Origin of the sequence: Kitasatospora sp. NBC_01300, from assembly GCF_041435235.1 — a bacterium.
Classification (GTDB): Bacteria; Actinomycetota; Actinomycetes; order Streptomycetales; family Streptomycetaceae; genus Kitasatospora.
Genome location: NZ_CP108408.1, coordinates 7,125,269 through 7,148,002 on the forward strand (window position 1 = coordinate 7,125,269; position 22,734 = coordinate 7,148,002).

The 22,734-nt window shown below is 72.0% G+C and carries 22 protein-coding genes and 2 pseudogenes; 12 read left to right on the forward strand and 12 right to left on the reverse strand.

The features are described from left to right. Positions 1 to 2 precede the first annotated feature (2 nt). The 4 genes from OG556_RS30845 to OG556_RS30860 all read right to left on the reverse strand — a co-directional run bounded on the left by OG556_RS30845 (position 3) and on the right by OG556_RS30860 (position 3,210). A complete protein-coding gene (locus OG556_RS30845) occupies positions 3 to 842 on the reverse strand; it encodes an SAM-dependent methyltransferase (protein WP_371521892.1) in 840 nt (279 codons plus the stop codon). A gap of 129 nt (positions 843 to 971) precedes the next feature. After that, positions 972 to 1,733 (reverse strand): hypothetical protein, encoded by a 762-nt coding sequence (locus OG556_RS30850; protein ID WP_371521894.1) that lies wholly within the window; start codon positions 1,731 to 1,733, stop codon positions 972 to 974. Positions 1,734 to 1,852: 119 nt separating this feature from the next. Beyond that, positions 1,853 to 2,866 carry a DUF1648 domain-containing protein gene (locus OG556_RS30855; protein ID WP_371521896.1) on the reverse strand — a complete coding sequence of 338 codons (1,014 nt, stop codon included), beginning with the start codon at positions 2,864 to 2,866 and terminating at the stop codon, positions 1,853 to 1,855. Next, a complete protein-coding gene (locus OG556_RS30860; RefSeq protein WP_371521898.1) occupies positions 2,863 to 3,210 on the reverse strand; it encodes a GntR family transcriptional regulator in 348 nt (115 codons plus the stop codon). Before OG556_RS30860 ends, OG556_RS30855 begins: the two co-directional genes overlap by 4 nt. Before the next feature lie 136 nt (positions 3,211 to 3,346). Between OG556_RS30860 and OG556_RS30865 the strand changes: the two genes are divergently transcribed. From OG556_RS30865 to OG556_RS30885, 5 genes are all read left to right on the forward strand, one after another. Continuing rightward, the gene (locus OG556_RS30865; RefSeq protein ID WP_371521900.1) at positions 3,347 to 5,746 is read left to right on the forward strand and encodes a DUF4118 domain-containing protein; all 2,400 of its coding nucleotides are present in this window, start codon (positions 3,347 to 3,349) and stop codon (positions 5,744 to 5,746) included. 279 nt (positions 5,747 to 6,025) lie between these two features. Further along, positions 6,026 to 6,580, forward strand: a complete 555-nt coding sequence (locus tag OG556_RS30870) for a universal stress protein (protein ID WP_371521902.1) — start codon at positions 6,026 to 6,028, stop codon at positions 6,578 to 6,580. A gap of 3 nt (positions 6,581 to 6,583) precedes the next feature. Further along, positions 6,584 to 7,000: a hypothetical protein gene (locus tag OG556_RS30875; RefSeq protein WP_371521904.1), complete on the forward strand. Its 417-nt coding sequence runs from the start codon at positions 6,584 to 6,586 to the stop codon at positions 6,998 to 7,000. A 381-nt stretch (positions 7,001 to 7,381) separates the two neighbouring features. Continuing rightward, positions 7,382 to 8,953: an APC family permease gene (locus OG556_RS30880; RefSeq protein WP_371521906.1), complete on the forward strand. Its 1,572-nt coding sequence runs from the start codon at positions 7,382 to 7,384 to the stop codon at positions 8,951 to 8,953. A 115-nt stretch (positions 8,954 to 9,068) separates the two neighbouring features. Continuing rightward, positions 9,069 to 10,127 (forward strand): Clp protease N-terminal domain-containing protein, encoded by a 1,059-nt coding sequence (locus tag OG556_RS30885; RefSeq protein ID WP_371521907.1) that lies wholly within the window; start codon positions 9,069 to 9,071, stop codon positions 10,125 to 10,127. 81 nt (positions 10,128 to 10,208) lie between these two features. Here OG556_RS30885 and OG556_RS30890 read toward each other — a convergent pair whose 3' ends face one another. The 3 genes from OG556_RS30890 to OG556_RS30900 are packed head-to-tail and all read right to left on the reverse strand — an operon-like array spanning position 10,209 to position 11,973. Continuing rightward, positions 10,209 to 10,598, reverse strand: coding sequence for a roadblock/LC7 domain-containing protein (locus OG556_RS30890; protein ID WP_371521909.1), 390 nt, complete (start codon positions 10,596 to 10,598; stop codon positions 10,209 to 10,211). Further along, positions 10,595 to 11,617, reverse strand: a complete 1,023-nt coding sequence (locus OG556_RS30895) for a hypothetical protein (RefSeq protein ID WP_371521911.1) — start codon at positions 11,615 to 11,617, stop codon at positions 10,595 to 10,597. The genes OG556_RS30890 and OG556_RS30895 overlap by 4 nt, the downstream gene beginning before the upstream one ends. Continuing rightward, a complete protein-coding gene (locus OG556_RS30900) occupies positions 11,614 to 11,973 on the reverse strand; it encodes a hypothetical protein (RefSeq protein ID WP_363587515.1) in 360 nt (119 codons plus the stop codon). The genes OG556_RS30895 and OG556_RS30900 overlap by 4 nt, the downstream gene beginning before the upstream one ends. 141 nt (positions 11,974 to 12,114) lie before the next feature. Here OG556_RS30900 and OG556_RS30905 point away from each other — a divergent pair, with 141 nt between their 5' ends. After that, complete coding sequence (locus OG556_RS30905) at positions 12,115 to 12,480, forward strand: hypothetical protein (protein ID WP_371521913.1); 366 nt, start codon at positions 12,115 to 12,117, stop codon at positions 12,478 to 12,480. A gap of 497 nt (positions 12,481 to 12,977) precedes the next feature. Here the strand turns inward: OG556_RS30905 and OG556_RS30910 are convergent, their stop codons facing one another. Next, on the reverse strand, positions 12,978 to 13,394 hold the full coding sequence (locus OG556_RS30910) for a DUF3592 domain-containing protein (RefSeq protein WP_371521914.1): 417 nt from the start codon (positions 13,392 to 13,394) through the stop codon (positions 12,978 to 12,980). A 395-nt stretch (positions 13,395 to 13,789) separates the two neighbouring features. On the opposite strand from OG556_RS30910, the gene OG556_RS30915 reads away from it, so the two are divergent. Then, entirely contained in the window at positions 13,790 to 14,227 is a 438-nt protein-coding gene (locus OG556_RS30915) for a hypothetical protein (RefSeq protein ID WP_371521916.1), read from the forward strand. A 157-nt stretch (positions 14,228 to 14,384) separates the two neighbouring features. Here the strand turns inward: OG556_RS30915 and OG556_RS30920 are convergent, their stop codons facing one another. Both OG556_RS30920 and OG556_RS30925 read right to left on the reverse strand, forming a co-directional pair. Continuing rightward, complete coding sequence (locus OG556_RS30920; protein WP_371521918.1) at positions 14,385 to 14,588, reverse strand: DUF397 domain-containing protein; 204 nt, start codon at positions 14,586 to 14,588, stop codon at positions 14,385 to 14,387. Then, positions 14,585 to 15,403 (reverse strand): annotated as a pseudogene (locus tag OG556_RS30925) (Scr1 family TA system antitoxin-like transcriptional regulator); the annotation flags it as partial. The gene OG556_RS30920 and the pseudogene OG556_RS30925, both read right to left, overlap by 4 nt. Before the next feature lie 115 nt (positions 15,404 to 15,518). Between OG556_RS30925 and OG556_RS30930 the strand changes: the two are divergent. The 5 genes and pseudogenes from OG556_RS30930 to OG556_RS30950 form a co-directional block, all read left to right on the forward strand. Next, a complete protein-coding gene (locus OG556_RS30930; RefSeq protein ID WP_371518244.1) occupies positions 15,519 to 16,922 on the forward strand; it encodes an IS1380 family transposase in 1,404 nt (467 codons plus the stop codon). Positions 16,923 to 17,204: 282 nt separating this feature from the next. Continuing rightward, the gene (locus tag OG556_RS30935; protein ID WP_371521920.1) at positions 17,205 to 17,678 is read left to right on the forward strand and encodes a hypothetical protein; all 474 of its coding nucleotides are present in this window, start codon (positions 17,205 to 17,207) and stop codon (positions 17,676 to 17,678) included. A 549-nt stretch (positions 17,679 to 18,227) separates the two neighbouring features. Next, complete coding sequence (locus OG556_RS30940) at positions 18,228 to 18,521, forward strand: DUF6087 family protein (protein ID WP_371521922.1); 294 nt, start codon at positions 18,228 to 18,230, stop codon at positions 18,519 to 18,521. A 1,214-nt stretch (positions 18,522 to 19,735) separates the two neighbouring features. Continuing rightward, positions 19,736 to 20,032: a hypothetical protein gene (locus OG556_RS30945; RefSeq protein WP_371521924.1), complete on the forward strand. Its 297-nt coding sequence runs from the start codon at positions 19,736 to 19,738 to the stop codon at positions 20,030 to 20,032. A gap of 164 nt (positions 20,033 to 20,196) precedes the next feature. Further along, positions 20,197 to 20,469, forward strand: a pseudogene (locus tag OG556_RS30950) (transposase); the annotation flags it as partial. A 422-nt stretch (positions 20,470 to 20,891) separates the two neighbouring features. On the opposite strand, the gene OG556_RS30955 reads toward OG556_RS30950, so the two are convergent. Both OG556_RS30955 and OG556_RS30960 read right to left on the reverse strand, forming a co-directional pair. Then, positions 20,892 to 22,154: an NAD(P)/FAD-dependent oxidoreductase gene (locus OG556_RS30955; protein ID WP_371521926.1), complete on the reverse strand. Its 1,263-nt coding sequence runs from the start codon at positions 22,152 to 22,154 to the stop codon at positions 20,892 to 20,894. 144 nt (positions 22,155 to 22,298) lie between these two features. Next, the gene (locus OG556_RS30960; protein ID WP_363587527.1) at positions 22,299 to 22,730 is read right to left on the reverse strand and encodes a nuclear transport factor 2 family protein; all 432 of its coding nucleotides are present in this window, start codon (positions 22,728 to 22,730) and stop codon (positions 22,299 to 22,301) included. Positions 22,731 to 22,734 lie beyond the last annotated feature (4 nt).

Below are 22,734 nucleotides of genomic sequence, written 5' to 3' on the forward strand. Positions count from 1 at the left end.
GCTCAGCGCTTGATCGCCACGCCCGCGTACATCGCGATGTCCTGGTCGCGGATCGGCACGGCCCCGGCGTCCGGGCGCCAGTGGTGGACCAGGGTGACGCCGGGGTCGAGGAGGTCGTAGCCGTCGAAGAAGGCCGCGGTCTCCTTCTGGTCGCGGATCTGCAGCGGGATGCCGCGCGTGTTGTACTCCCGGCCGACGCCGCCCACGCCCACCGGGTCGGTGTCCCCGGTGAACACGGTGAGGGCGAGGAAGCTGCCCGGCGCCAGGGCGTCCATGAAGCGGCGCACGATGCCCTGCGGGTCGTCCTCGTCGAGCACGAAGTGGACGATGGCGATCAGCGACAGCGCCACCGGCTGCGAGAAGTCGAGGACCTCGCGCAGCCGGGGGTTCTGGATGATCGACTCCGGGTCGCGGAAGTCGGCGTCCACGTAACAGGTGCGGCCCTGCGACGTGCTGGACATCAGGGCCCGCGCGTGGGTGAGCACGATCGGGTCGTTGTCGACGTAGGCGACCCGCGCGTCCGGGGTGATCGACTGGGCGATCTCGTGGACGTTGGGCGAGGTGGGGATGCCGGTGCCGATGTCCAGGAACTGCCGGACGCCGTACTCCTCGGTGAGGTGGCGGACGGCGCGCTGCATGAAGTCGCGGGTGGTGCGCATGGAGATCGGCAGCGACGGCCAGGCCTGCACCGAGGCGTGCGCGGCGACGCGGTCCGCCTCGAAGTTGGTCTTGCCGCCGATGAGGTAGTCGTAGACCCGCGCCGAGTGCGGTACGTCCATCCGCAGATCCACCGACGGGTACTCCTCCTGCGGACCGCGCCCTGCCCGGACCTCGTTCGACATGCTCGTCCTCCCGTTGCTGGGGTTCCGTCACCGGCCGCCCTGGTGGCGGGCCTTGGTGCGCATGGTAACGGTGTTACGGGACGACAAGATGACCATCTCTTGGGGTTAAGGCCCCCTTAAGAGCGCATCCTAGGGCTGGGCCGCCGGGCTGCCGGTGGCCGGGGAGCCGCTCTGCCCCGGGAGGAGCGGGTGGTGTCCGTACGATCGACCGGCGGCGGCGAGTTCGAGCGCGGCGCCGGTCCAGGCGGCACCGAAGGCCCAGGTCGAGAACCACTCGCACAGGTACAGCGGGCGGACGGCCCAGTCCGCGCCGATGCCGGCCACCCCGGCGATGACGGCGAGCGCCAGGAGCACCAGGATCAGCACCCCGGCCGCCAGGTAGGCCCGGCTGACCCAGGACGGCTGGGTGGAGCGCGGGTTGCGGAAGGAGTAGACGCAGAACATCGCCAGCACGAAGAGCAGCAGTCCGGCGAAGGCGTAGTGCAGCAGGCCGACCGCGCTCTGGAACGCGGTGGCGCCCTGCGGCGCGGTCGGGCACAGGGCGACCCCGAGCGCGAACACGCCGGCGGCGGTGCTCCAGCGGTCGTCCCGGCGGTCGAAGCGGTAGCAGATCAGGAACACCCCGAGCGCGCACAGGCCGCCCACGAAGAGGTTCCGGGTGCTGGTGTAGTACGAGCCGCTCATCGAGGCCGGCCAGAATCCCGCCGTGCTCTGGCCCCTGAGCTCGGCGAACAGCCAGTTTCCCAGGGGTAGCGCGAGCGGCAGCAGGATGCCGATCAGTCCGACGCCGAGTCGTAGGAAGGTGATGGTCCGTTCGTCCTGGTTGGTGCCTCCCCGGGCGTCGACCGCGTCGCGCTCCGGGTCTTCCGTCGTCCGCCGTTCGTGGGTCACGGACGCCTCCTTGCCCTCTGCACTGTGAGCAGCTGTCAGCTGGTGTACCCACGGTGCGGCCCCTGTCCACACCACCTGAACGGGCGGTTTGAAGATGTGACCCAGCGGCGTGACGGGGGTCAGCCGGTGGGGCTGGCGGACCTGGCGATGAGGGAGTTGAGCAGGGCCGCGCCGCGCTCGGCGTCGTCGACGCTCACGGCGAACTCGCGCCCGCGCCGGGTGCGGACCACCAGGCAGACGCCGCTGCGCAGCATCACGGTGGTGCCGAGGCCGTTGATGCGGTAGCCCCAGCCGCCGGCCTGGGCGGGGGTGCGCAGCTCGGCGCGGGCCGAGTCGAGGTCGGCGGGGGACCAGTTCCGGCTGGGCCAGCCGAACGGGCCGAAGCCGACGGACAAGCCCTGTGTGGTCACCCGGGCGTTGACCGAGGAGCAGCCGAGCGTGATGACGGAGGTGGAGGCGAACGGCACGATCAGCGACCAGTTGAGCGCGATCAGCCCGCTGGCCAGCGCCAGCACGGCGACCAGGGCGCCCAGGGCGAGGACGGCCGAGGTCAGTTGCAGCCACGGGTTGGCGGCCTGGGAGAGCCAGACCAGCTGCTCGCCCGGCGCGGTCGCCGGCGCCGGGATCCGGGCCGCCGGGCTCGCCCCGGTCGGGGCGTCGACGCGCGGGCGGACGGCCAGCCAGGTCAGCAGGCCGGCCAGGCCCGCCGCCACGACCAGCACGACCACCTCGAAGCCCATCGGCGCGGCCTCCTGCCAGCGGGCGCGGTCCAGGTTGGCGTGCACGATGGAGGTCTGCGCCCCCGTCAGGAGCACCCCGACGGACGCCAGTGCCGCCCCGGTGGCGCCGCCCGCCGTCCCGGCCCGGAACCGGCGGGCGGCCGCGGCGGCCAGCACCAGCACCAGCCAGACCCCGGCCGGGAACAGCGCGGCGGCCGTCAACGACATGGAGCCGTCCGGGTCCTGCCCGCTCCAGTGGGTGGCGAGCGGGTCCGGCAGCCGGTGGCGCGCGGCCCACGGCAGCGCGATCAGCAGGGCCAGGACGCCCGCCGACCAGGCCACCGCGCCCCAGAGCGCGCCGCGGCCCGCCCCGGGCTCCCGGCGCTCCTTCGCTATGAGCTTCCCGTCCGTCACGACATCCCCCTGATCATGTCCACGAGATCGTTCCTGCTGTAGCCGGCCCGGGCCGCTTCGGCGACCAACTGCCGTACCCGCTCGGCGAGTTCGGAGCGCGCGTCGGCGCCTTCGGCGACCGTGACGCCACGGCCCCGGCGGAACTCCAGCACACCCTCGTCGCGCAGCGTGCGCAGCCCGCGCAGAACGGTGTTGGTGTTCACCCCCAGCGCCCGGGAGAGCTCCCGGGCCGGCGGCAGCCTGTCCCCGGGGGCGCACTCGCCCTCGGCGACGGCCCGCCTGATCGCGCCCGCCACCTGCTCGTGCAGGGGGCGGGCGTCGCCGGTGTCCAGCTTCAGCAACATGGTGCCAATGACGATAGCACCATCAGGATCTTGCGGCGGCCCCCTCGGGCACCCCGCCACCCACCGGAGCGCCCGTCCCCTCGCGCACCCCGGCGCCCCGGCGGAGCATGGACACCGAGGAGGTGGCGGCACGGCGGTGAGCGGACGACTGCGGGTGTTCCTGGGGGCTGCGCCGGGGGTCGGCAAGACGTACGCCATGCTCGCCGAGGGCCGCCGGCTGCGCGACGACGAAGCCCTCGACGTCGTCGTCGGACTGGTCGAGACCTACGGCCGCCGGGGCACCGAGCACCAGCTCGGCGACCTGCCCGTACTGCCCCGCCGCACCGTCGGCCACCGCGGCACCACCCTCACCGAACTCGACGTCGACGCCCTGCTCGCCCGCCGCCCGCAGCTCGCGCTCGTCGACGAACTCGCCCACACCAACGCCCCCGGCGGCCGCCACCCCAAACGCTGGCAGGACGTCCGGGAACTCCTCGACGCCGGCGTCGACGTGGCCACCACCGTCAACATCCAGCACCTGGAGAGCCTCAACGACGTCGTCGAGCAGATCACCGGCGTCGCCCAGCGCGAGCGGATCCCCGACGAGGTGGTCCGCGCCGCCGACCGGATCGAACTCGTCGACCTCAGCCCGCAGGCCCTGCGCACCCGGATGGCCCAGGGCGCGATCTACCCGCCCGACCGGATCGACGTCGCCCTCGACCACTACTTCCGGGCCGGCAACCTCGGCGCCCTGCGCGAACTCGCCCTGCTCTGGCTGGCCGACCGGGTCGAGGAGGAACTCGCCGACTACCGCGCCCGGCACGGCATCCGGGCGCCCTGGGAGACCAAGGAACGCATCGTCGTCGCCCTCAACGGGGCCCCGCAGGGCGAGCACCTGATCCGCCGCGGCGCCCGCACCGCCACCCGGGTGCACGGCGACCTGATCGGCGTGCACGTCCGGCCCGACGACGGCGCCACCGTCCACGAACCACCCGCCCTCGCCGGCCAGCGCGCCCTGCTGCACGAACTCCACGGCGGCTACATCGAGGTCGACGGCAACGACGCCGCCCGGGCCCTGGTGGACTTCGCCCACGCCGAGAGCGCCACCCAGATCCTGCTCGGCCCGACCAGTCGCAGCCGCCTGCGCGAACTCGTCTCCGGCTCGGTGATCAACCGCGTCATCCGGCTGGCCGGCCCGATCGACGTCCGGGTCGTCCCCCCGCCCCAACCCGGCCTGCTCGCCGTCCCGCCCGCACCCCGGCGCCGCCGCCCGGCCGCCGTCCCGCCGCGCCGCCGACGCCTGGCCTGGCTGGCCGGCCCGGCCGCAACGGCCGCCCTGGCCTGGGCGCTCTCCCCGCTGCGCGACTCGCTCGCCCTCCCCGGCGCCCTGCTCTGCCTGCTGCTGGCCGTCGCCGCCACCGCCCGGCTCGGCGGCCTGCTGCCCGCCGCCGCCAGCACCGCCGCCGGGGCGCTCGCCGCCGACTACTTCTTCACCGCGCCCTGGCACAGCCTCGCCGTCACCCGCGGCGCCGACCTCGCCGCGCTGCTGCTCTTCCTCGCCGTCGCCGGGATCATCGCCCACCTCATCGACGGCCTCACCCGCCGCTCCCAGCAGGCCGACCGGGCCCGCGCCGAAGCGGCGGTGCTGGCCCGGCTGGCCGGGGCGGCGGCCGAATCCGGCGCCCGCGCGGTGCCCGACCTGGTCGCCGACCTGCGCCAGGTGTTCGGCCTGGAGGGCGCCGTCGTCCTGGTCCGCACCGGCGAGCTCTGGCGCCCCACCGCCGCCTCCGGCACCGCCCTCCCGCAGCGCCCCGAAGAGGCCTCGCTCGCCATCGACCTCGGCCCGGATGCCGTCCTGGCCCTGCGCGGACCGGCCCTCACCGAGCAGGACACCCGACTGCTCGGCCCCTACGTCACCCAGCTGCGACTGGCCCGGGAACGCGAACGGCTGGCCGCCCAGGCCGCCGCCGCCCAGACCCTCGCCCACACCGACGCCCTGCACACCGCGCTGCTGGAGGCCGTCGGACAGGACCTGCGCGCCCCGCTCGCCGCGCTGCGCCGCGAGGCCGCCGACCTGCCGGGGCCGCCCGGGCGGCGGATCGCCGCCGAGGTACGGCGGATGGAACGCCTGGTCGCCGACCTGCTGGACCTCGACCGGCTGCGGGCCGGCGAGCAACCGGTGCTGCTGCGCCCGACCGCCCTGGCCCCGGTGCTCGCCGCCGCGCTGGCCGCCCTGCCCGTCGAGCAGAGCGGTGAGCAGCGCGACGTGCGCCTCGCCCTCCCGGACGGCCTGCCGCCCGTGCTCGCCGACGCCGGCCTGCTGGAACGAGCCCTCGCGGACCTCCTGGCGGGGGCCGCCGGGCCCGCCCTGGTGGACGCGGGCGCGGTGGCCGGGCGGATCCACCTCCGGGTGAGGGCCCCGGGCCCGGCCGCCGACGGCACCGGCCTCACCGTGGCACGGGGCTTCGTCGAGGCGATGAACGGCGAGCTCACCGTCGAGCCGTCCCCGGCCGGCGGCACCGCCTACACCCTCGACCTCGCCCGCGCCCCGGCCTGACGCCGCGGCTGATCGCCCGCGATCCGGTATCCGGGGCACCGCGTTGCCTCCTGCCTCCCGGCTCCGTCGAACGGGTGAAACCAGGTGTCGGCGGGAGGCAGGCGGGCGGTCGGCGTATGGAGCGCGTTGGGAAGGCGGCCCGGGGCGTCAGGAAGGCGTCAAGGACGGGCGTCGGCCGGCCCGCGCGGCGGTTGGGTGGAGGGCGACACACCGGGCGACACACCAGGTGACAGGCCGGGCGACACGCCGGGTACCGGAACGACGACGCGAGGACGGACCATGCACGGCAACGGGCGGCACCAGGGCAGCGGCACCGGCAGGGTGGTGGTCGGGGTCAGCGGATCGCTCGGCAGCCTCGCCGCCCTGCACCGCGGCGTGGCGGAAGCCCGCAGCCGTGGCGCCGAACTCGTCCCGGTACTCGCCTGGGAGCCGCCCGGCGGTGAGTTCGGGTACCGCCGCTCGCCGTGCCCGCCGCTGCTCGCCGCGGTGCGCGAGGCGGCCGAACAGCGGCTGCTGGACGCCCTCGACGCGGCGTTCGGCGGCGCCGACCCCGGCGTGCCGCTGCGCCCGCTGGTGATCAGGGGCGAGACCGGTCCCGCCCTCGTCCAGGCCGCGGACCGGCCGGACGACCTGCTGGTCCTCGGCCGGAGCGGCGGACTGCTGCGCCGCCGGCTGCGGCGCTCGGTCACGGCGCACTGCGCGCGCGAGGCGGGCTGCCCGGTGCTGGCCGTCCCGGTGCCCGAGCTGCTGCGCGAGCTGGAGGCGCTGCACCGGCGCACCCGGTGGCACCTGCCGGTCGGCCCGGTGCCCGAACTCGTCGCCGCGAAGGGGTAGGGCGTGCGGATGTACGCGGCCCGGCCCGGCGGGCGGCACTACCACCCGGTCCTGGAGCGGCTCTCCGCCCCGACCTCGGGCACGGTGGCCCTGCTCGCCGGCGGCGTCCTGGCGATGGGCCTCGGCGGGCTCGGCGAACTGCACTCGGGAGGCCTCGCCCACGTCGCCTACCTCGGCCTGTGCGCGATCCTCGGCGCCGTCTCCCGGCCCAGGGCGGCGCCGCTGATCGGACTGGCGGCCTGGCTGTGCTGCAACGCCTTCGCCGAGCACCGGCACGGCGAACTGGGCTGGGCCGGGACCTGGCCGGAGGGCTCGCACTTCGCGATGTTCACCGCCACCGCCCTGCTGGTGGCCCTGCCCACCGCGCTGCCGCGCCGGACGGTCCGGGTGGCACGGCTGCGCCTCGACCAACTCGGGTGAAACCCCACGGACGGTCCCTCACCGGCCTTCGGGCCGGCGGGCGGACCACGCCGAGACCGGGGCTCCGGCCGGTACTCCGGAGCCCTCGGCAACCGGTGGAAAACAGGTAGGAGGCGCGCGGCGCCGTGGCGGCGGAGCGGTCGCCGTTCGGACAGCGGGCCCGCCGAGCCAGGCGGGCACCGCCGCGACCGCACCACGGCCCGCGCCGCGCGTCGTCCGTCCAGCCCGGAGGCCCGGCAGCCCGGCAGCCCGGCAGTCCGCAAGCCCTGCCCCCGGGCCGCCCGCTCGCCGCCCCCGGGCCGCCCGCCGAGGGCGGCGTTACGCTGAGACGACCAGATCCGTCCTCGCGGCCCCCGCTGCGCACCCAAGGGGGTGGGGCCAGTGTCGGCGTCCCCGACCAGCCCCCCGACCGGCGGTCCCCGTGACCGTCCGACGGGTTCCGGCGCGGGTGAGAAGGGCCTGAAGAACGGCGCCCTGGGCCTGCTGTCCTCGGTGTGCATCGGCCTCGCCTCCACCGCCCCCGCCTACAGCCTCGCCGCGACCCTCGGCATCGTCGTGGTCGGCGTCGGCCTCCAGGCGCCGATCGTCACCGTCCTGGCGTTCATCCCGATGCTGCTGATCGCCTACGCCTACAAGGAGCTCAACGCCGCCGACCCGGACTGCGGCACCACCTTCACCTGGGCCGCCCGGGCGTTCGGCCCGCGCACCGGCTGGATGGGCGGCTGGGGCATCGTCGTGGCCGACGTCATCGTGATGGCCAACCTGGCGCAGATCGCCGGGGTGTACGGCTTCCGGCTGGTCGGCCTGGACTCGCTCGCGGACAGCCGGGTGTGGACGACCGGCGCCGGGGTGCTGTGGATCGTCCTGATGACGGCGATCTGCTACATCGGCATCGAACTGTCCGCGACCCTGCAACGCCGGCTGCTGGCCGTCGAGGTGGTGATGCTGGTCGTCTTCTCGGTCACCGCGCTCGTCAAGGCGTACGGCGCCGCCGCGCCCCCGACCGCCATCCCCGTCGACGCCTCCTGGTTCAACCCGTTCAACGTGCCCTCGACCTCCGCGTTCACCGCCGGCATGCTGGCCGCGGTCTTCATCTACTGGGGCTGGGACACCGCCGTGTCCGTCAACGAGGAGACCGCCGACTCCGCCCGCACCCCCGGCCGCGCGGCCGTCATCTCCACCGTGCTGCTGCTCCTCATCTACGTCCTGGTCGCCACCTCGGCGCAGTCCTTCGCCGGGGTCGGCGCGGACGGCATCGGGCTCGGCAACCCGGCGCACTCGGGGGACGTGCTGTCCGGCCTCGGTGACGCGGTGTTCGGCACCACCGGGATCGGCGCGGTGCTCAGCCGGCTGCTGATCCTGATGGTGCTGACCTCGGCCGCCGCCTCCACCCAGACGACGATCCTGCCCACCGCCCGCACCACCTTCTCGATGGCCACCCACCGGGCCATCCCGACCGGCTTCGCCCGGGTGCACCCGCGCCACCGCACCCCGACCTGGTCGACGGTCGCCATGGGCCTGGCGTCGATCGCCTTCTACGTCCTGCTCACCGCGATCAGCGGCAACGTGCTGGCCGACTCGATCGCCTCGGTCGGCCTCGGCATCGCCTTCTACTACGGCCTGACCGGCTTCGCCTGCGTCTGGTACTACCGCCGGGTCCTCACCCGCAGCGTCCGGGACTTCGTCTTCAAGGGCGTCCTCCCGCTGGCCGGCGGCCTGATGCTGCTGTACTTCTTCGCCTACGGCGCCTTCGACGTCTACGCCGACCCGGACTACGGCGCCACCTCGATCGACCTGCCGGGCATCGGCCGGGTCGGCGGGGTGACGGTGATCGGGCTGGGCGCGCTGCTGCTCGGCGCGGTGCTGATGCTGGTGCAGCGGCTGGTGCAGGGGTCCTGGTTCCGTCACCCCGACGTCCCGGTGAGCGCCGCCGACCCGGCCTCCGCGCCCTGAGCCCAGGGCGTTCCGAACCGGCTGGTTCTGACGTTTCCTTGACGCGGAGTCACGTGTAAAGGGCTAGCAAAGCAGGCATATAGTTCGGGCAAAGCATCGTGGTAGGAGGGGCCGGATGGAGACGACGCTGGAACCGGACTGGCGCACGCTCGGCGTCCTGGGCGCGGCCCGGGGCGCGCGCGGCGGGGGTGACGGCCGCCTCGGGACGGAACACCTGCTGGCTGCCGTCGCCGGGGCGAAGGGCCCGGCCGGCGAGGCCCTGGCGGACGCCGGGGCGACCGCGACCGCCCTGCTCGCCGTCCTGCGCGACCGCCAGGGCGGGGCCGACCCGGCACGCTGGGGATCGGACGACGGGGCCGGTGCGAGCGTGCCGGCCCGCGACGCGCTCGGCCCGACCGGGGAGCGCGGCGTGCTGCTCAGCGGCGCCGCCGCCCGCGCCCTGACCGGTGCCATGGAACGGGCCCGGCAGGACGGCGAGCGGAAGTTCAGCGCCGAACACCTGTTGCGCGCCCTGCTCGCCGATCCGCACGCCCGGGCCGCCGAACTGCTGCGCGCGGCGGGCGTCGCGCCGGGAGCGGTGCTGGAGCGACTGGCGGCGCCCGCCGGCCCCGATGCGCCGGACGGTCCCGGTGCCCCGGGCGCCCCCGACGACCGCGACGACCTCGACCCGCTGCTGCGCCCCACCCGGGACGCGCTGCTCGGCCGCACGCCGTACCGGCTGCCGCGCTGGAAGCGGCTGCTGGTGCCCGGCTTCGCCAAGGTGAACATCGCGGCCGCGCCGATGGCCTGGGTCCGGCTGGAGGCCGACGGGCAGGCGCAGCGCCTCGGCCGCCGTGCGCCCGGCACCGAACACGTGCTGCTGGCCGTTCTCGCCGTGCACGAAGTCGCGTGCCGGCACCCGCAGTTGGCCGGCGAGGGCGGCGTGGACCCGGCCGAGCGGCACGCGGGCGGGGTGCGGCTGGCCCGGCTCGGCCTGGACTACGCCCGGGCCCACGCCGCGCTCACCGCCGGGCGGGTGCCGCTCGCGGCCGACCCGCGGGCGGTCGATGCCTACCTGTCCGGCGCCGCGGACAGGCAGGGAACCGGGCCGTTGGTGGAGATGCTGCTCTCGGAGGAAACCCGGGCCCGGCGACTGGTCGAGGCCCTGTGCGGCGACCGGCCCGATCACCCCTGACTGCTGTGACCGAACGGCGTTGAGACTAGGGGCTCGCTTTCGGATCACGTCTCGCGCCCGGCGTGATCCGAAAGAGAGCCCCTAGACCGCGGGGACCATCCCGAGCAGCTCGCTCAGGCGGCGGACCGTGGCGGGCGACTCGCGGTGCAGGCCGGCGACGTCGAGGCCCTCGTCTCCCAGGATCATCAGCAGTGCCTGCTCCCCGATCGCCAGCACCACGACGTAGCCGCTGTTGCAGCGGGTGACCACGTCGCGCAGGCCGCCCACGCCGACCTCGGCCGCGGTGCGCCGGCCGAGGCCGAGCATGGCGGCCGACAGGGCGGCGGCCGACTCGGGGTGGACGGTGGCCGTGTCGGCGGCCACCAACAGGCCGTCGGTGGTGGAGATGACACTCTCCGAGATGCCCATGACCCGGTCGCGGAGGGACTTCAACTCGTCGACCAGCACGGCGGTCGGTGTCTGGCTGCTCATGGTGCGCTCTTCTCACTCTGCTGGGTCGTCTCGGTGCGCGCGGTGTGTTCGGCGCGGTGTGCGTTCGGTGGACCGTCGGAAGCGGCCGCCGCTCCCTCGGATCGGGCGGGCAGGCCGCCGGGGCCGCCCGGACCACCCGCGCCGCGCCCGCTGCGGACGCGGCGCGGCAGCGGCCCGGTGCCGGCCGGCGGCGGTTCGCCCGTCGGCATGCGCGGGGCCACGCTCGGTGCCAGGGGAGTCGGGTGCGCCGGTTCCCGGTGGAGCAGGTGCCGGGCGTCCATCCGTACGACGTCGAGGAGCACCGCGAACACACCGCGCCCCAGGGCGAAGCCGAGGTCGCGCGCGGTGCGGCGGCCGGTGGCGGCGGCCAGGATCTCCCGGTAGCGGACCGGGATCCGCAGCGCGCCGGATTCGGCCCGGGCGGCAGGACGGATCCGGATGCGGGCCAGTTCGCCGGGAGGCCCCCAGAGGCGGGCCAGCAGGGCCGTCCGCCGGGCGGTCTCCTCGAAGAGCCGCTCCGGCTCGATGCCCGGGCGCAGCGCGATCCTGGCAGCCGGCGCCGCCTCGGCCGTCTCCCAACTGCCGGGCGGGCTCAGCACCAGGGCGAAGGCCCCGTCGAAGGCGGCGGCGGCGCAGACGGCTTCGAGCTCGGCGGCGCCGATCGACCCCTGAGCCACCAGGGCCGCGCCGAGGTCGCCGCCCCAGGTCGGGGGAGCGTCCGCCGGCCGGCCGGCGGACGCGGCCACCTCGGCGGACGCCCACTCCTCCTCGCCGACGCGCCGGGACTTCAGCAGCAGGGTCTCGGCGGTCGGGGCCCCGGGGGTCTCGATCGCGGCGACCAGACCCTGCTCCAGGTGGATCGTGCCGCCCGGTGCGCTGGAGACGGTGACCGAGCCGGTGAACTCCGTCCGGCGCAGCGCGAGCAGCAGCGCGGGCACGTTGCGCGCGGTGGGCGGAGCCGGCGTCGTGGGAGCTGCGGTCATGGCGGGCGGCGCCGTGTCGTGGGACGGGTCGGTCATGCCAGCAAGTCCTGCGCGCGGTCGGCGGTCTGGCGGACGGCCAGCGCCAGGTTGGTCCGCTCCCGGTCCAGCACGGTGGCCAGCAGCAGGGGGTCGCCCTTCCGGGACACCACCTGGACGACCTGGTGATGGCGGGTGCTGGTGACCACCAGGCTCTCCAACTCGCTCTCCGCCCCTGCCTCGTACAGCCGCTCGCCGATCAGGTTGGTCAGCTCGGCGAGTTCGGCCCCGGTCCCGAGCAGCCGGTGGTCCCCGGCGGACTGGTAGCTGAGACCTGTGACGGCGTCGACGAGCGCGGCACCGACCACTCCGGGGGAGCCGAGCACATCGGAGAGAGAAGCTTCGAGTGCGCGCACCAGTACCCCTTCACGTTCTGAACCCCGGTAGCGTACTTTATTCCATCATTTTCACGAGGCGACCACAACCGGTGACTTCTTGCTATTTTGTTCCCGCACACGGGAGTTCTGCCCGGAAGTCACGCAAAGGACGAACAGCGCATGAACATTGACGACGCACTCAAGGGCGCGATGGCCATCGAGGGGGCCATCGGAGTGGCCGTGGCCGACTACGAGAGCGGTATGTCGCTCGGGTCCCTCGGCGGGGGGCCGCAGCTCGACCTGGAGATTGCGGCCGCCGCCAACACCGAGGTCGTTCGTGCGAAGATACGCGCCTTGGCCGCGCTGTCGATCGACGATGTCATCGAGGACATCCTGATCACCCTCGGCACCCAGTACCACCTGATCCGCCCGCTGAACCGCAGTCACGGCTCGCTCTTCCTCTACCTGGCGCTGGACCGCTCGCGCGCCAACCTCGCGCTCGCCCGGCACGGTCTCAAGCGCATCGAGGCCGCCCTCGACGTCTAGCCGAGGCCGGGCCGGCGGCCCGGGTGTCGGCGTGCCGTCCGGAAGGCCTGCCCGAAGGACTGCCCGAGGGCCCGTCCGGAAGGCCCGCGCGGGCCGCGTTTCGCGCGTGGAATTCCGGGCGGAGTGAATGCGTGGCGTGACGAACCGGCTACGGAGATCCGTCCGTGGGAATCGGGCCGCGAATATCGCGGGTGTACGCCGACCATGGGAATGCGTGACTTTCCGATGACTGGGCGTCATATTCGCCCCGGCTGTTCCGGCCGGCGACGGGGCGTAGGAATACCGTGGTCGAACCGCCGGAGCGCCGGTGTTCCGGCGGTGCCGCGGAATCGGCTCGACCATGCCGCGTCGCTGGAGCGACCAGAGGCCTTCGACAGGGTTGAGGTCGGGTGCGTATGAGGGCGTGTGTCCGGGCTGGCCCCAGGTGCGGGCGCGCGGCGGCGTCATCGCGAAAGCGGCCTCGTCCTCGTCCTTGAGGACGATTCAGGCGGGCAGCCTCACAGGACGGCGACCGCCAGTGTGATCGCGGCCAGCACCATCAGCAGCCCGAGCGCCACGAAGCCGTACTCCAGGGGTCTGCGCTCGCGGCCTTCCACCAGGACCTGCCGGGGGTCGGCCGGGTCGTAGCGGACCTGCACGTGGCCGCCGTCCGGCAGCGGGTGGCGCGGGGTGGACGGGACGGGCGAGAAGACCTCCACCACCCGGCCGTCCTCGGTCTCGAACTGCAGCAGCGGGCGCGGCGGCAGCGCGCGGTCCTCGGGGGTGGGGACGCGGGCGCGCACCAGGGCCAGGGCCGGGACGCCGACCCGGCGCAGCCGCCGGAGGTCGCGCAGGCCGACCACCCCGGCGAGGTAGGCGACCACGCCGCCCAGGCCGCCGAACACCACCACGGCGAATCCGGCCGTCCCGCCCACCGCGCCTCCCTGTCCGAATCGCCCCCGGACACCCCAGTATTGCCGACCGCAGGCACTCCCGACGCCTGGAACCCGCCCAGTTCACGGCGGAGCCCCGCCACTCCGGAAAAGGCGTGACGGGGCCTCCTCTCTCCGCACAGGATCGCGGCACCGTACGGTCTTGCCCGGGACGCACTGTTGGGGTCAGTATCGATCACGGCTTGGTCCTCCTGCGGCGTGCGGACGTGGCTCGTCCGACAGACAGGTGCACCGACCGAGTCCGTCCGCGACCGCGGACGGCGATCCCATCGGGACGGCGCGATGCGCCGGAGGTCGGGAATGGCCGCGACGTACGATCGCGGTGAAGGCGAAGCGCCAGGCCGAGAGTCCGGCACCGGTGTGAGGGAGGGGCCAGGATGTTCGGTTCGCGGAAGAAGCTCAACGATATGATGGCGCAGCTCAGGCCCGACCTGAGTCGGGAATCGCTCGGTGTCGGGCCCGACTTCCCGGGCGTCGCCCCGAACCCGGTCCTGAGCAGTGAGGCACGGAAGCGCAATGCGGAACTGCGTACGGGGGCGCTTGCGCTCGGCGTTCTCGTCGACTGGCGGGAGGTCAACAGCAATCCACGCGTGGTCCTGATGCTCGACGTGGAGACCGCCGGCGGCATCTCGTTCCGCGGTATCGCGGACGAAAACCTCACGATCACCGAGCTCACCCGACTCGCCCCGGGACAGACGTTCCCCGTGCGCTACCGGCCGGCCGTCATGGACCACTACGTCGCCCTCGCCCGGGACGCGGACCCCGCCCAGGTGCAGCAGCTCGCTGACGAGATCGCGAGCCGCAAGCGGACCTGACCCGAAGTCAGCGGCCGGATCCCTGGAAGCCTTTTGAAGATCTTGCTCCGGCTGCCCGAGCCCGGCGCGCTTTCAACATCTTCATCAGGGAGCGGTCAGCCAGGAGACCCCGCGACTCCGGAAAGGAGTGGCGGGGTCTCGGGGCAGCGCGCGTACGTCAGACGTCGCCGAACTCGCCGGTACGGACGGCGGAGACGAAGGACGACCAAGCCGAAGCCGGGAACATGAGAGCAGGCCCCTCGGGGTCCTTGGAGTCGCGGACGGGAACGGCACCCTCTGCGACCAGGTTCCCGGCTACCTCGACGCACTCGCCGCCGTTGCTGCTGTACGAAGACTTGAACCACTGAGGCTCGGCGGTCACGGTAGATCCTCTCTTAGCTGCGTGATCAGGGCCACGGACGCATCCTGCGAGAGTGCTCGGGCCTGTAGTTGATAGTAGGTCGTGAGCATGGGCTGTACAGCGTCGCTGTCCCGCTCCAGGTTCCCTTGTTGGGCACTCTCGGCGTACGACATCAGGGAGCGGTCAGCCAGGGTGAGGATGTACACGGGGAGATCGAAAGCCCTGGCTTCCCCTATGCAGAACGGGGCGACCTGAAGCACGGTGTGCGGCAGGCGGGCAAAGCTGAGCAAACGGTCAAACTGGGCTGCCATCACCGCATCGCCGCCGACCGGCCGACGGAGGCAGCTCTCATCCAGAACGGCGTGGATCACGGGCGGAGGCTCACGGTTCAACTTCGCTTGTCGACGCTCAAGATATCGCACCCGTTCAGCGGCCTGATCCTCTGTGATGCTGCCTCGGTCTACGGCTGCCGCTGCAATGGCCCGTGCGTACTCCATGGTTTGAAGTACCCCCGGCACGATGCCCAAGGTGAACAGTCGAAGCTCTCGCGCCTTCGATTCCTTGGCCACGTACGCCGGGAACCCCTCAAGGAGAGTCGAAGAATCGACCTCAAGCGCCTTATTGGTGAAGACCCGGTCCATCCCAAATGCAGTGTCAAGTTGCCGTGCCACGCGTGGAGTCGGGCGTCGGTGACCATTTTCCAGATGCGAGATGTGGGTTGGGGAACAGCCGATCATCTCTGCCACGTCCTTCTGTGTCCACCGCCGCTCCTCGCGCGAACTGCGGAGGAACGCGCCGAACTTGGCCTGGGGGGAGGCAGCGGGGTCTAGCCTGCGCGTTTCACTTGGGGCCGTGTCCGGATCATGAGCGGGAACGCGAAAGTGCCTTCTGAACTGGGACGATGAGGCTTGTCTAAGGTCTCCGTCAGCCCAGCAGGAAGGCACTTTCTACGTGCACACTACCGGGTCACGTCCCCGGCTCGTCGTCTCCACCGACGGGCGCGGGGTCGTCAGCCACGCCGGGTCGCGCCTGCTGGCCGATCTCGCCGATGCCACCGGCCTCACGCAGGCCTTCGGCGACGCCCTGCGTCGGCTCCGCCCGCGCGGCACCGGCCACGAACCGGGCCGGATCGCCGCCGATCTGGCGGTGATGCTCGCCGACGGCGGCGAGGCGATCGCCGACCTCGCGCTGCTGCGCGACCAGCCCGAGGTCTTCGGCCCGGTCGCCTCCACCCCGACCGCGTGGCGGCTGCTGGCCGGCATCGATCCTGCCGCGCTCGCAGCGTTGCGCTCGGCCCGCGCCGCCGCCCGCGAGATCGTCTGGCTGCAGGCCGGCGAGACCCGCGACGGGATCCCCGCTTCTCACGCGGGCGGACGTGAACTGCCGGGCCTGGTCCTCGACATCGACGCCACCCTGGTCACCTGCCATTCCGAGAAGGAGCACGCGGCACCGACCTACAAGCACGGCTTCGGCTACCACCCGCTGCTGTGCTTCCTGGACAACACCGGCGAGGCCCTGGCAGGTGTGCTGCGGCCGGGCAACGCCGCGGCCAACACCGCCACCGACCACATCAGCGTGCTCGATGCCGCGCTTGCCCAGATACCCGACGCCCACCGCCACGGCACCGAGATCCTCATCCGCGCCGACAGCGCCGGCTCCGCCAAGGCCTTCCTGGCCCACATCCGAGCCCTGCGCTCCCGCGGGATCCGGGCGTCCTTCTCCGTCGGATGGTCCATCACCGAGCCGGTCCGCCGCGCGATCCGCCACCTCCCGGAACGGGTATGGCATCCCGCCCTCGAACAGGACGGCTCCCTGCGCGACGGCGCCCAGGTCGCCGAGCTGACCGGCCTGGTCGACCTGCCGGGCCTGCCCGAGGGCACCCGGATCATTGTCCGCCGCGAACGCCCGCACCCCGGCGCCCAGCTCACGCTGTTCGACCTGGACGAGGGCATGCGCCACCAGGTCCTCCTCACCGACACCCCCAACGGCCGGGGCTCCCTGCAACTACTGGAGGTCCGCCACCGCGCCCACGCCCGCATCGAAGATCGGATCCGCTGCGGCAAGACCACCGGATTCGGCCGCTTCCCCTCCCGTCACTTCCAGATCAACGCCGCCTGGCTCGAGCTGTCCCTGGCCGCCATAGACCTGCTCGCCTGGGCCCAAACCCTCCTGCTGGACGGAGAGTTGGCCACGGCCGAGCCGAAGAAGCTCCGCTACCGGCTGCTGCACGCCGCCGCCCGCATAACCCGCGGCGCCCGCCGACTACACCTTCGGATCGCCACCACCTGGCCCTGGCGCCACGACCTGGCAACCGCCTTCACACGACTGCAGGCCCTGCCCCGACCCGTCACCTGATTTCCCCGACCATCCCTGCCCACCCACGAACCGAGGACCTTGGAGGCACCGGCCACGCGTCGGGCCCTCGGCATGCCCCCACACCCCCACACAGGCACAACACGTCGCCAGTGCCATCAACCGAGCTCAGCCAGGCCCAACTGAAAAGCGGAGGCTAGCTCAGACCTGTTCATGGGCCAAACTTTCTACTCAGCAAGCAGATCCGTCAGGTTGAACACCCGTCAAGCGTAGAGGACAGTTGGTGCCCCTGAGTAGTCATCGCACTACGGATCGGAGCCCCCCATGTCCGAAGACTCGAAATCCACGCTGCCCGACCTCGTCCGCAACGAGGTGGTGCAGGACCTGGCGCACCGTGACGCCGACGGCAAGCCCCGAGAGGGGGTCTTCATGGAGATTCCTCTGCGGGGCGGCCTTCCTGAGGCCGATCGGCGGGGGACAGGAGTGGACGACCAGGCCGGATCAGCTGCGGCGGTGCGACCCCCGGGAGATCGCGCCCGGATCCGGGTGCAACCCGCACCGTCGGCCGCTCTCGTGAACGTCGAACTGGTCGCCGCAACGGGCGTGTTGGCGGGCATCGCCGCCGCTCAGTGTGACCTCCGATGTACTCCTGAGGAACTGGCCGCGATCCGAGTGCGTATGGGACTCAAGGCCGAGCCGGCCGCCCGGCCGCAGCATGAGCAGGGCGGCGGGCGTGAGTGGATGGTGGTCACTCCGGCCGGCGTGTGGTGCGGCTGGGAACCGGACCCGCCGGACTGACAGGCTCCCGTCGTCGCAGCGCGAGCACTCATCCTCTGCGACGACGGGGTTCAACGCCCGTCCGCGAAAGACGGCCGCGGACGGGTGAGTACCGGCAGGCAGACCTCCCCTGCCGGTCGGCTCCGAGGGTGGGTTGGTGCCGGGCCCTCGTCGAGCCACACCGCTCCCTGTCAGTCACCCCCTTCTGGCGGGGAGCGGCCGTCCCCCTCAATCCACCGGCCGGCGGAGTCCTGATCCCCCGGCCGGAACCCCTGCCCTGGAGCCGTCACACGTCACGGACGGACAACCCGGGTGGGCCTGAAACTCCCGCCCCCGGCGACCCCGGGGGCGGGAGCCAGCGCCGGCACTGGCGCGCACCACGAAATCTCCCTCCAGGCCAGGTGGTTATCAGTGTGGGAACCGAGACCAACACCACCGCGAACCAGGACTCGAAGAACGGCCAGGGGCACGACCAGGACGGCTTCTGGAATGTGAGGGCGCGGATCGACGTCTGTTGGGGGAGGGCCGCCGGTAGCCTGGTGGCGGACTGCGGGAGTGAAGGAAGCCTGGATGGACGACGAATCGCTGTCACAGTGGGCGGAGCGAGGCGATCGACGCCTGCGCCCGGTGGGTCAGTTGAAGGCCGTCATCGTCGGTCACGAGAACCGGCCCTCTCACCTCCACCCGGACCTTCCTCGCCTCCTCCTCCGCTGGGACGGCTACCAGTGGACTCCTGAGGGCTATGCCGAGAACTACGCGAGCGCCCAGAGGTTCCTGCACGGCATCTCGGGTGACGGGGTGGTTCAAGGAGCGCCACCGCCGGTCCGTAAGAAGTCGGTTGGCAGGCACCGAAAGCCGGCCTGAAACACGAAGAATCCCCTCCCAGAAAGGGGAGGGGATTCTTTGCTTCAGGGTCAGGCGGTCTGCTCGTCGGCAAGAACCCGCCCTCGCCAATGAGAGGTCTATCGGCGAGGAACCGCCTAGGAAGTGAAGCTGATGGGGGCCGTCACGTTGGTAGACCAACTGGTCCCGTTGTTCGTGACGGTCACGAACCAGTTTCCCCCCACTTCGCTGCCGGCATTTGTCCTCGTGCTGTCGAAGCAGGCCAAGCTCTGGCGAGGCGCAATGGGGTAGAAATTACTGTTGTTACAGTCGCCGTAACTCCAGTCGTTCCAGTTCAGCTGAGAGGTCACGTGAGCTTGGACGCTCGTGGCAGAGCCGCCGCCGGTAACGATCAGGACTGACTGCCAGGAGCTACCCGACGTCTTCATACATGGCAGCAGGTAGAGACCATGCCAGGAGACGGTGCTACCGGGCTGGCCACAGTTCCACGAGCTGTCTCGTGTGTAGCCTTGCCAAGTAAGAGGGTCGGCGTGTGCCAAACCGGCGGTGGCCATGGTGAGGCTGACTCCCAGTGTTCCAACTGCGAGTGTCTTGATGATGTTCCGCTTCATTCGCATGGCCCCCCAGTTCAGCTTGAGAGGGCCGACTCTCGGCCTCCCCCTTGAACGGTCAGAAACTAGCGGCAGCACGGTATGTACGGCGAGGCCACTTCCAGCCAGGTTCACCGAAACTCTGATTTCCCCCTGGTACTCCAGCCGTAGATCGTGATCCGGCGTCAAATCCTTGCATCGCAGTCCTTGTGGTACGGAAGCCGCCCGGGCGCCCGCCCTCCTGCGGGCAAGAAGGTCACGGCCTCGTACTCTTCGCTCATGCATCTCGGAAGATCCATAGCCTTGCTGATCGGCGCATCGGTTCTGGTCAGCGCATGCTCCACCACGTCTGCCCCGCCCTCTACGGACACAAGTAGCTCCCCGGCCGGGGCGGTGACCGCGTCTGCACTGCCCGCAGCAGGTTCTCCAAGCGCGCGAGCCAAGCTGAGCGCTGCCGATCTGCAGGGCCGCTGGTGGACCTGGGCGGCTTCGAGCGTCAGCGACTCGAACCCTGTCTCAGATCAGGACGGCCACCTGTGCGCTCAGGGCCAGACAGGCGGCATCTGGTTCCTGGCCGGCACCTTTGGCGGGACCGTGACACGCTCGTGCACAGTGCCTGCAGCGGTGCCAGTAGCCTTCCCCCTAATGAACCTCTTCGGCAAAGCAGGCGACTGCACCGCGTTCATGGCCTCGGCACATGGGAGTGCCATCCTCGACGGCCAAGCTCTGGAACCCGAACGATACGAAGCGACAGCCGTGCAGATCAGTGCTGTGGATGGCAATCCGCTCACCCAGGGCGGGGGGCGCTTCCGAACCCAGGCCTGCGGCCTCTGGGTACAACTGGAACCGCTGGCACCTGGCAGCCACACACTGAGCATCAGGGGATCATCGGGATCGTTTGCCGTCTCCGTGGATTACAAGCTTCAGGTCTCGGCCAGCTGAAGAACGGCTCGTACTTCAACTATTGATCTTGCTGGTTGGGCAGGTGCGCAGACAGGTACGGCCACCGTTGATCATCGGGTGTTGTGTGGACAACCAAAGATCAGCCGGTGGCCGTAGGTCACAGCGTAGACCCTGCCCGGTGGCAGTTGATGTTCGAGGATCTGATGGGCAGGGTTGCTGGCCGGTTTGCGCGGGTCGAACCCCGTCGCCGGGCGAGGGCGTTCGTGCTCGGGCTGCTGTCGGACCTGCCGCGCAAGAACTGCTGGACGATCGCCGAGTGGGCCGGCGAGGCGACTCCGGACGGGATGCAGCACCTGCTGGGCCGGGCCAAGTGGGACGCCGATCTGGTGCGCGACGAGGTGTGCAACTACGTGGTTGAGCATCTGCACGACGACCAGGCGGTGCTGATGGTCGATGAGACCGGGGACGTGAAGAAGTCCCCACCCGGGCCAGCCGACCTGATCCCGCTCACCTGCAACGAGATCCAGCGCCTGTTCATCACGCTCGTCGTCCGGCCGGTCCACGAAGTGGCCCACCGGCTCGGCTGGTCCCGCTGGCGGCGCCGCCACCAAGCCCGCGCCCAGGCCAGTCACTACAGCCGACAAGCCGCGAATCAGGCATGAAGATCACGATCTACGGCTGGAGTACTAGTCACATCCTTACGGGCCAATGGTCGCCATATCCTCTACGGAGACGGTGGCCCTTGAACATTGCTCTCCCGTGCCTGCACGGGGAGCACTGGAGAGGAACGGCAGCAGAGCCCCCGGGCGGCGCTTGGTGGTGTCATCCCGGGGGCTCCGTGCTGTTCGTCAGTGTGTGATCCGCGGGGTCGTGCGGGCGGCGAGTGCTCGTCCCTGTGTCAGATCTCTCCGAGCGGGGTGTCCGGGTCGGCCAGTGCCTTCGGGTCCACCGTCCGGCCGGAGCGCACGAGTTCGCGGATCGGGTCGGTGACGTCCCAGACGTTGACGTTCATGCCCGCCAGCACCCGGCCGCCGGTCAGCCAGAAGGCGATGAACTCGCGGGTGGCCGGGTCGCCCCGGAACACCACCTGGTCGTAGCCGTCCGGTTCGACGTAGCCGATGTACTCCAGGCCGAGGTCGTACTGGTCGCTGAAGAAGTACGGGATCCGGTCGTACACCGCGTCCGGGTGGCCGAGCATCGCGCGGGCGGCGGTCTGCGGCTGGTTGACGGCGTTGGCCCAGTGCTCGACCCGCAGGTGCGTGTCGAACAGCGGGTGGTAGGCGTTGGCGACGTCGCCGGCCGCGTAGACGTCCGGGTCGGAGGTGCGTAGCTGCTGGTCGGTCTTGACGCCGTTGTCGATCTCCAGCCCGGCGGCCTCGGCCAGGCCGGTCGTGGGGGTGATGCCGATGCCGACCACCACCGCGTCGGCCGGCACGGTCGTGCCGTCGCCCAGCCGTACGCCGCTCACCGTGCCGCCGGAGCCGGTGAGTTCGGTGACCTCGACGCCGAACCGCAGCTGGACGCCGTGGTCGCGGTGCAGGTCGGCGAAGACCTGCGCCACCTCCCGGCCCAGCACCCGCAGCAGCGGCAGTTCGGCGGCCTCCAGCACCGTCACCTCGGCGCCGGCCTCCCGGGCCGCGGCCGCCACCTCCAGGCCGATCCAGCCCGCGCCGATCACCGCGACCCGGGCGCCCGGGCGCAGCACGGCCTTGATCCGGTCGCTGTCCTCGACCCGGCGCAGGTAGAGCACGCCGTCCTGGTCGGCGCCCGGCACCGGCAGTCGGCGCGGGGTCGAGCCGGTGGTGAGCAGCAGCTTGGCGTACTCGATCCGGCCGTCGTCGGCGAGCGTCACGGTGTGCCCGGCCGGGTCGATCGCGGCCACCGCCGTGCCCAGCCGCAGCGTGACGTTCTGCTCCCCGTACCACTGCGGCGGGTGGACGTAGATCTTCTCCCGGGGCGTCTTGCCGAGCAGGTACCCCTTCGACAGCGGCGGCCGCTCGTACGGGCGGTCGTGTTCGTCGCCGATCAGGACGATGCCGCCCCGGTACCCGGCCTCGCGCAGCGCCTGTGCGGCCTTCGCGCCGCCCAGGGACGCCCCGACGATCACGATCGGCCGCTCGCGCCCGCCGTCCTCCGCCGTTCCCGCCGTGCCCGTGCCCATGCTGAACTCCTCGCTCTCCGGCCGGAATCAGGGGCCAGCCTGCCGCCGTCCGGGTGGCGTGTCGAGGCCGTGCCGGGCGCGCCGCGCCATGCTCCCCCGTACGGGTGAACGCGAACCGGTGCGCGGGGGCGGTCAAAGAAGCCGCTACGGGGTCATCGCCTCCCGGACCAGCGCGGTGTCGGCGAACTGCTCGAAGCGGACGATCCGGCCGCCGCGCACCGTGAAGTGGTGGGCGACCCGCACCGCGAGCGGCTTTCCGGTGATCTTGTGGACGGCCGTGTAGCGGGCCAGCACCACCACGTTCTCGCCGTCGACCACGTAGGTGTCGTCGTGCGCCGTCCAGTTCTCCCAGGCGGCGGCCAGGCGCTCCATCACGTTGGCGGTGACGCCCTTCGGGGTGCGGTAGGTGCCGGCCAGCGGGAAGCCGGCCATCTCGGTCCACTCCACGTCGTCGGCGAGCGTGGCGCGCAGCGCGGCCAGGTCGCCGTGGGCGGAGGCCAGGTACTGGCGGCGGACCACGTCGGCCGGGGCGGAGGACTCGGCGAACGAGGCGGTGTCCCTCGGGATCTCGATCATCGTT

Excerpts from the sequence above, each read along its gene's own strand:
- OG556_RS30845 (WP_371521892.1), bottom strand. The coding sequence starts at position 842 with ATGTCGAACGAGGTCCGGGCAGGGCGCGGTCCGCAGGAGGAGTACCCG.
- OG556_RS30860 (WP_371521898.1), bottom strand. The coding sequence starts at position 3,210 with ATGTTGCTGAAGCTGGACACCGGCGACGCCCGCCCCCTGCACGAGCAG.
- OG556_RS30870 (WP_371521902.1), top strand. The coding sequence starts at position 6,026 with ATGCACGGCAACGGGCGGCACCAGGGCAGCGGCACCGGCAGGGTGGTG.
- OG556_RS30885 (WP_371521907.1), top strand. The coding sequence starts at position 9,069 with ATGGAGACGACGCTGGAACCGGACTGGCGCACGCTCGGCGTCCTGGGC.
- OG556_RS30890 (WP_371521909.1), bottom strand. The coding sequence starts at position 10,598 with ATGAGCAGCCAGACACCGACCGCCGTGCTGGTCGACGAGTTGAAGTCC.
- OG556_RS30895 (WP_371521911.1), bottom strand. The coding sequence starts at position 11,617 with ATGACCGACCCGTCCCACGACACGGCGCCGCCCGCCATGACCGCAGCT.
- OG556_RS30905 (WP_371521913.1), top strand. The coding sequence starts at position 12,115 with ATGAACATTGACGACGCACTCAAGGGCGCGATGGCCATCGAGGGGGCC.
- OG556_RS30915 (WP_371521916.1), top strand. The coding sequence starts at position 13,790 with ATGTTCGGTTCGCGGAAGAAGCTCAACGATATGATGGCGCAGCTCAGG.
- OG556_RS30935 (WP_371521920.1), top strand. The coding sequence starts at position 17,205 with ATGTCCGAAGACTCGAAATCCACGCTGCCCGACCTCGTCCGCAACGAG.
- OG556_RS30940 (WP_371521922.1), top strand. The coding sequence starts at position 18,228 with ATGGACGACGAATCGCTGTCACAGTGGGCGGAGCGAGGCGATCGACGC.
- OG556_RS30945 (WP_371521924.1), top strand. The coding sequence starts at position 19,736 with ATGAACCTCTTCGGCAAAGCAGGCGACTGCACCGCGTTCATGGCCTCG.
- OG556_RS30955 (WP_371521926.1), bottom strand. The coding sequence starts at position 22,154 with ATGGGCACGGGCACGGCGGGAACGGCGGAGGACGGCGGGCGCGAGCGG.
- OG556_RS30960 (WP_363587527.1), bottom strand. The coding sequence starts at position 22,730 with ATGATCGAGATCCCGAGGGACACCGCCTCGTTCGCCGAGTCCTCCGCC.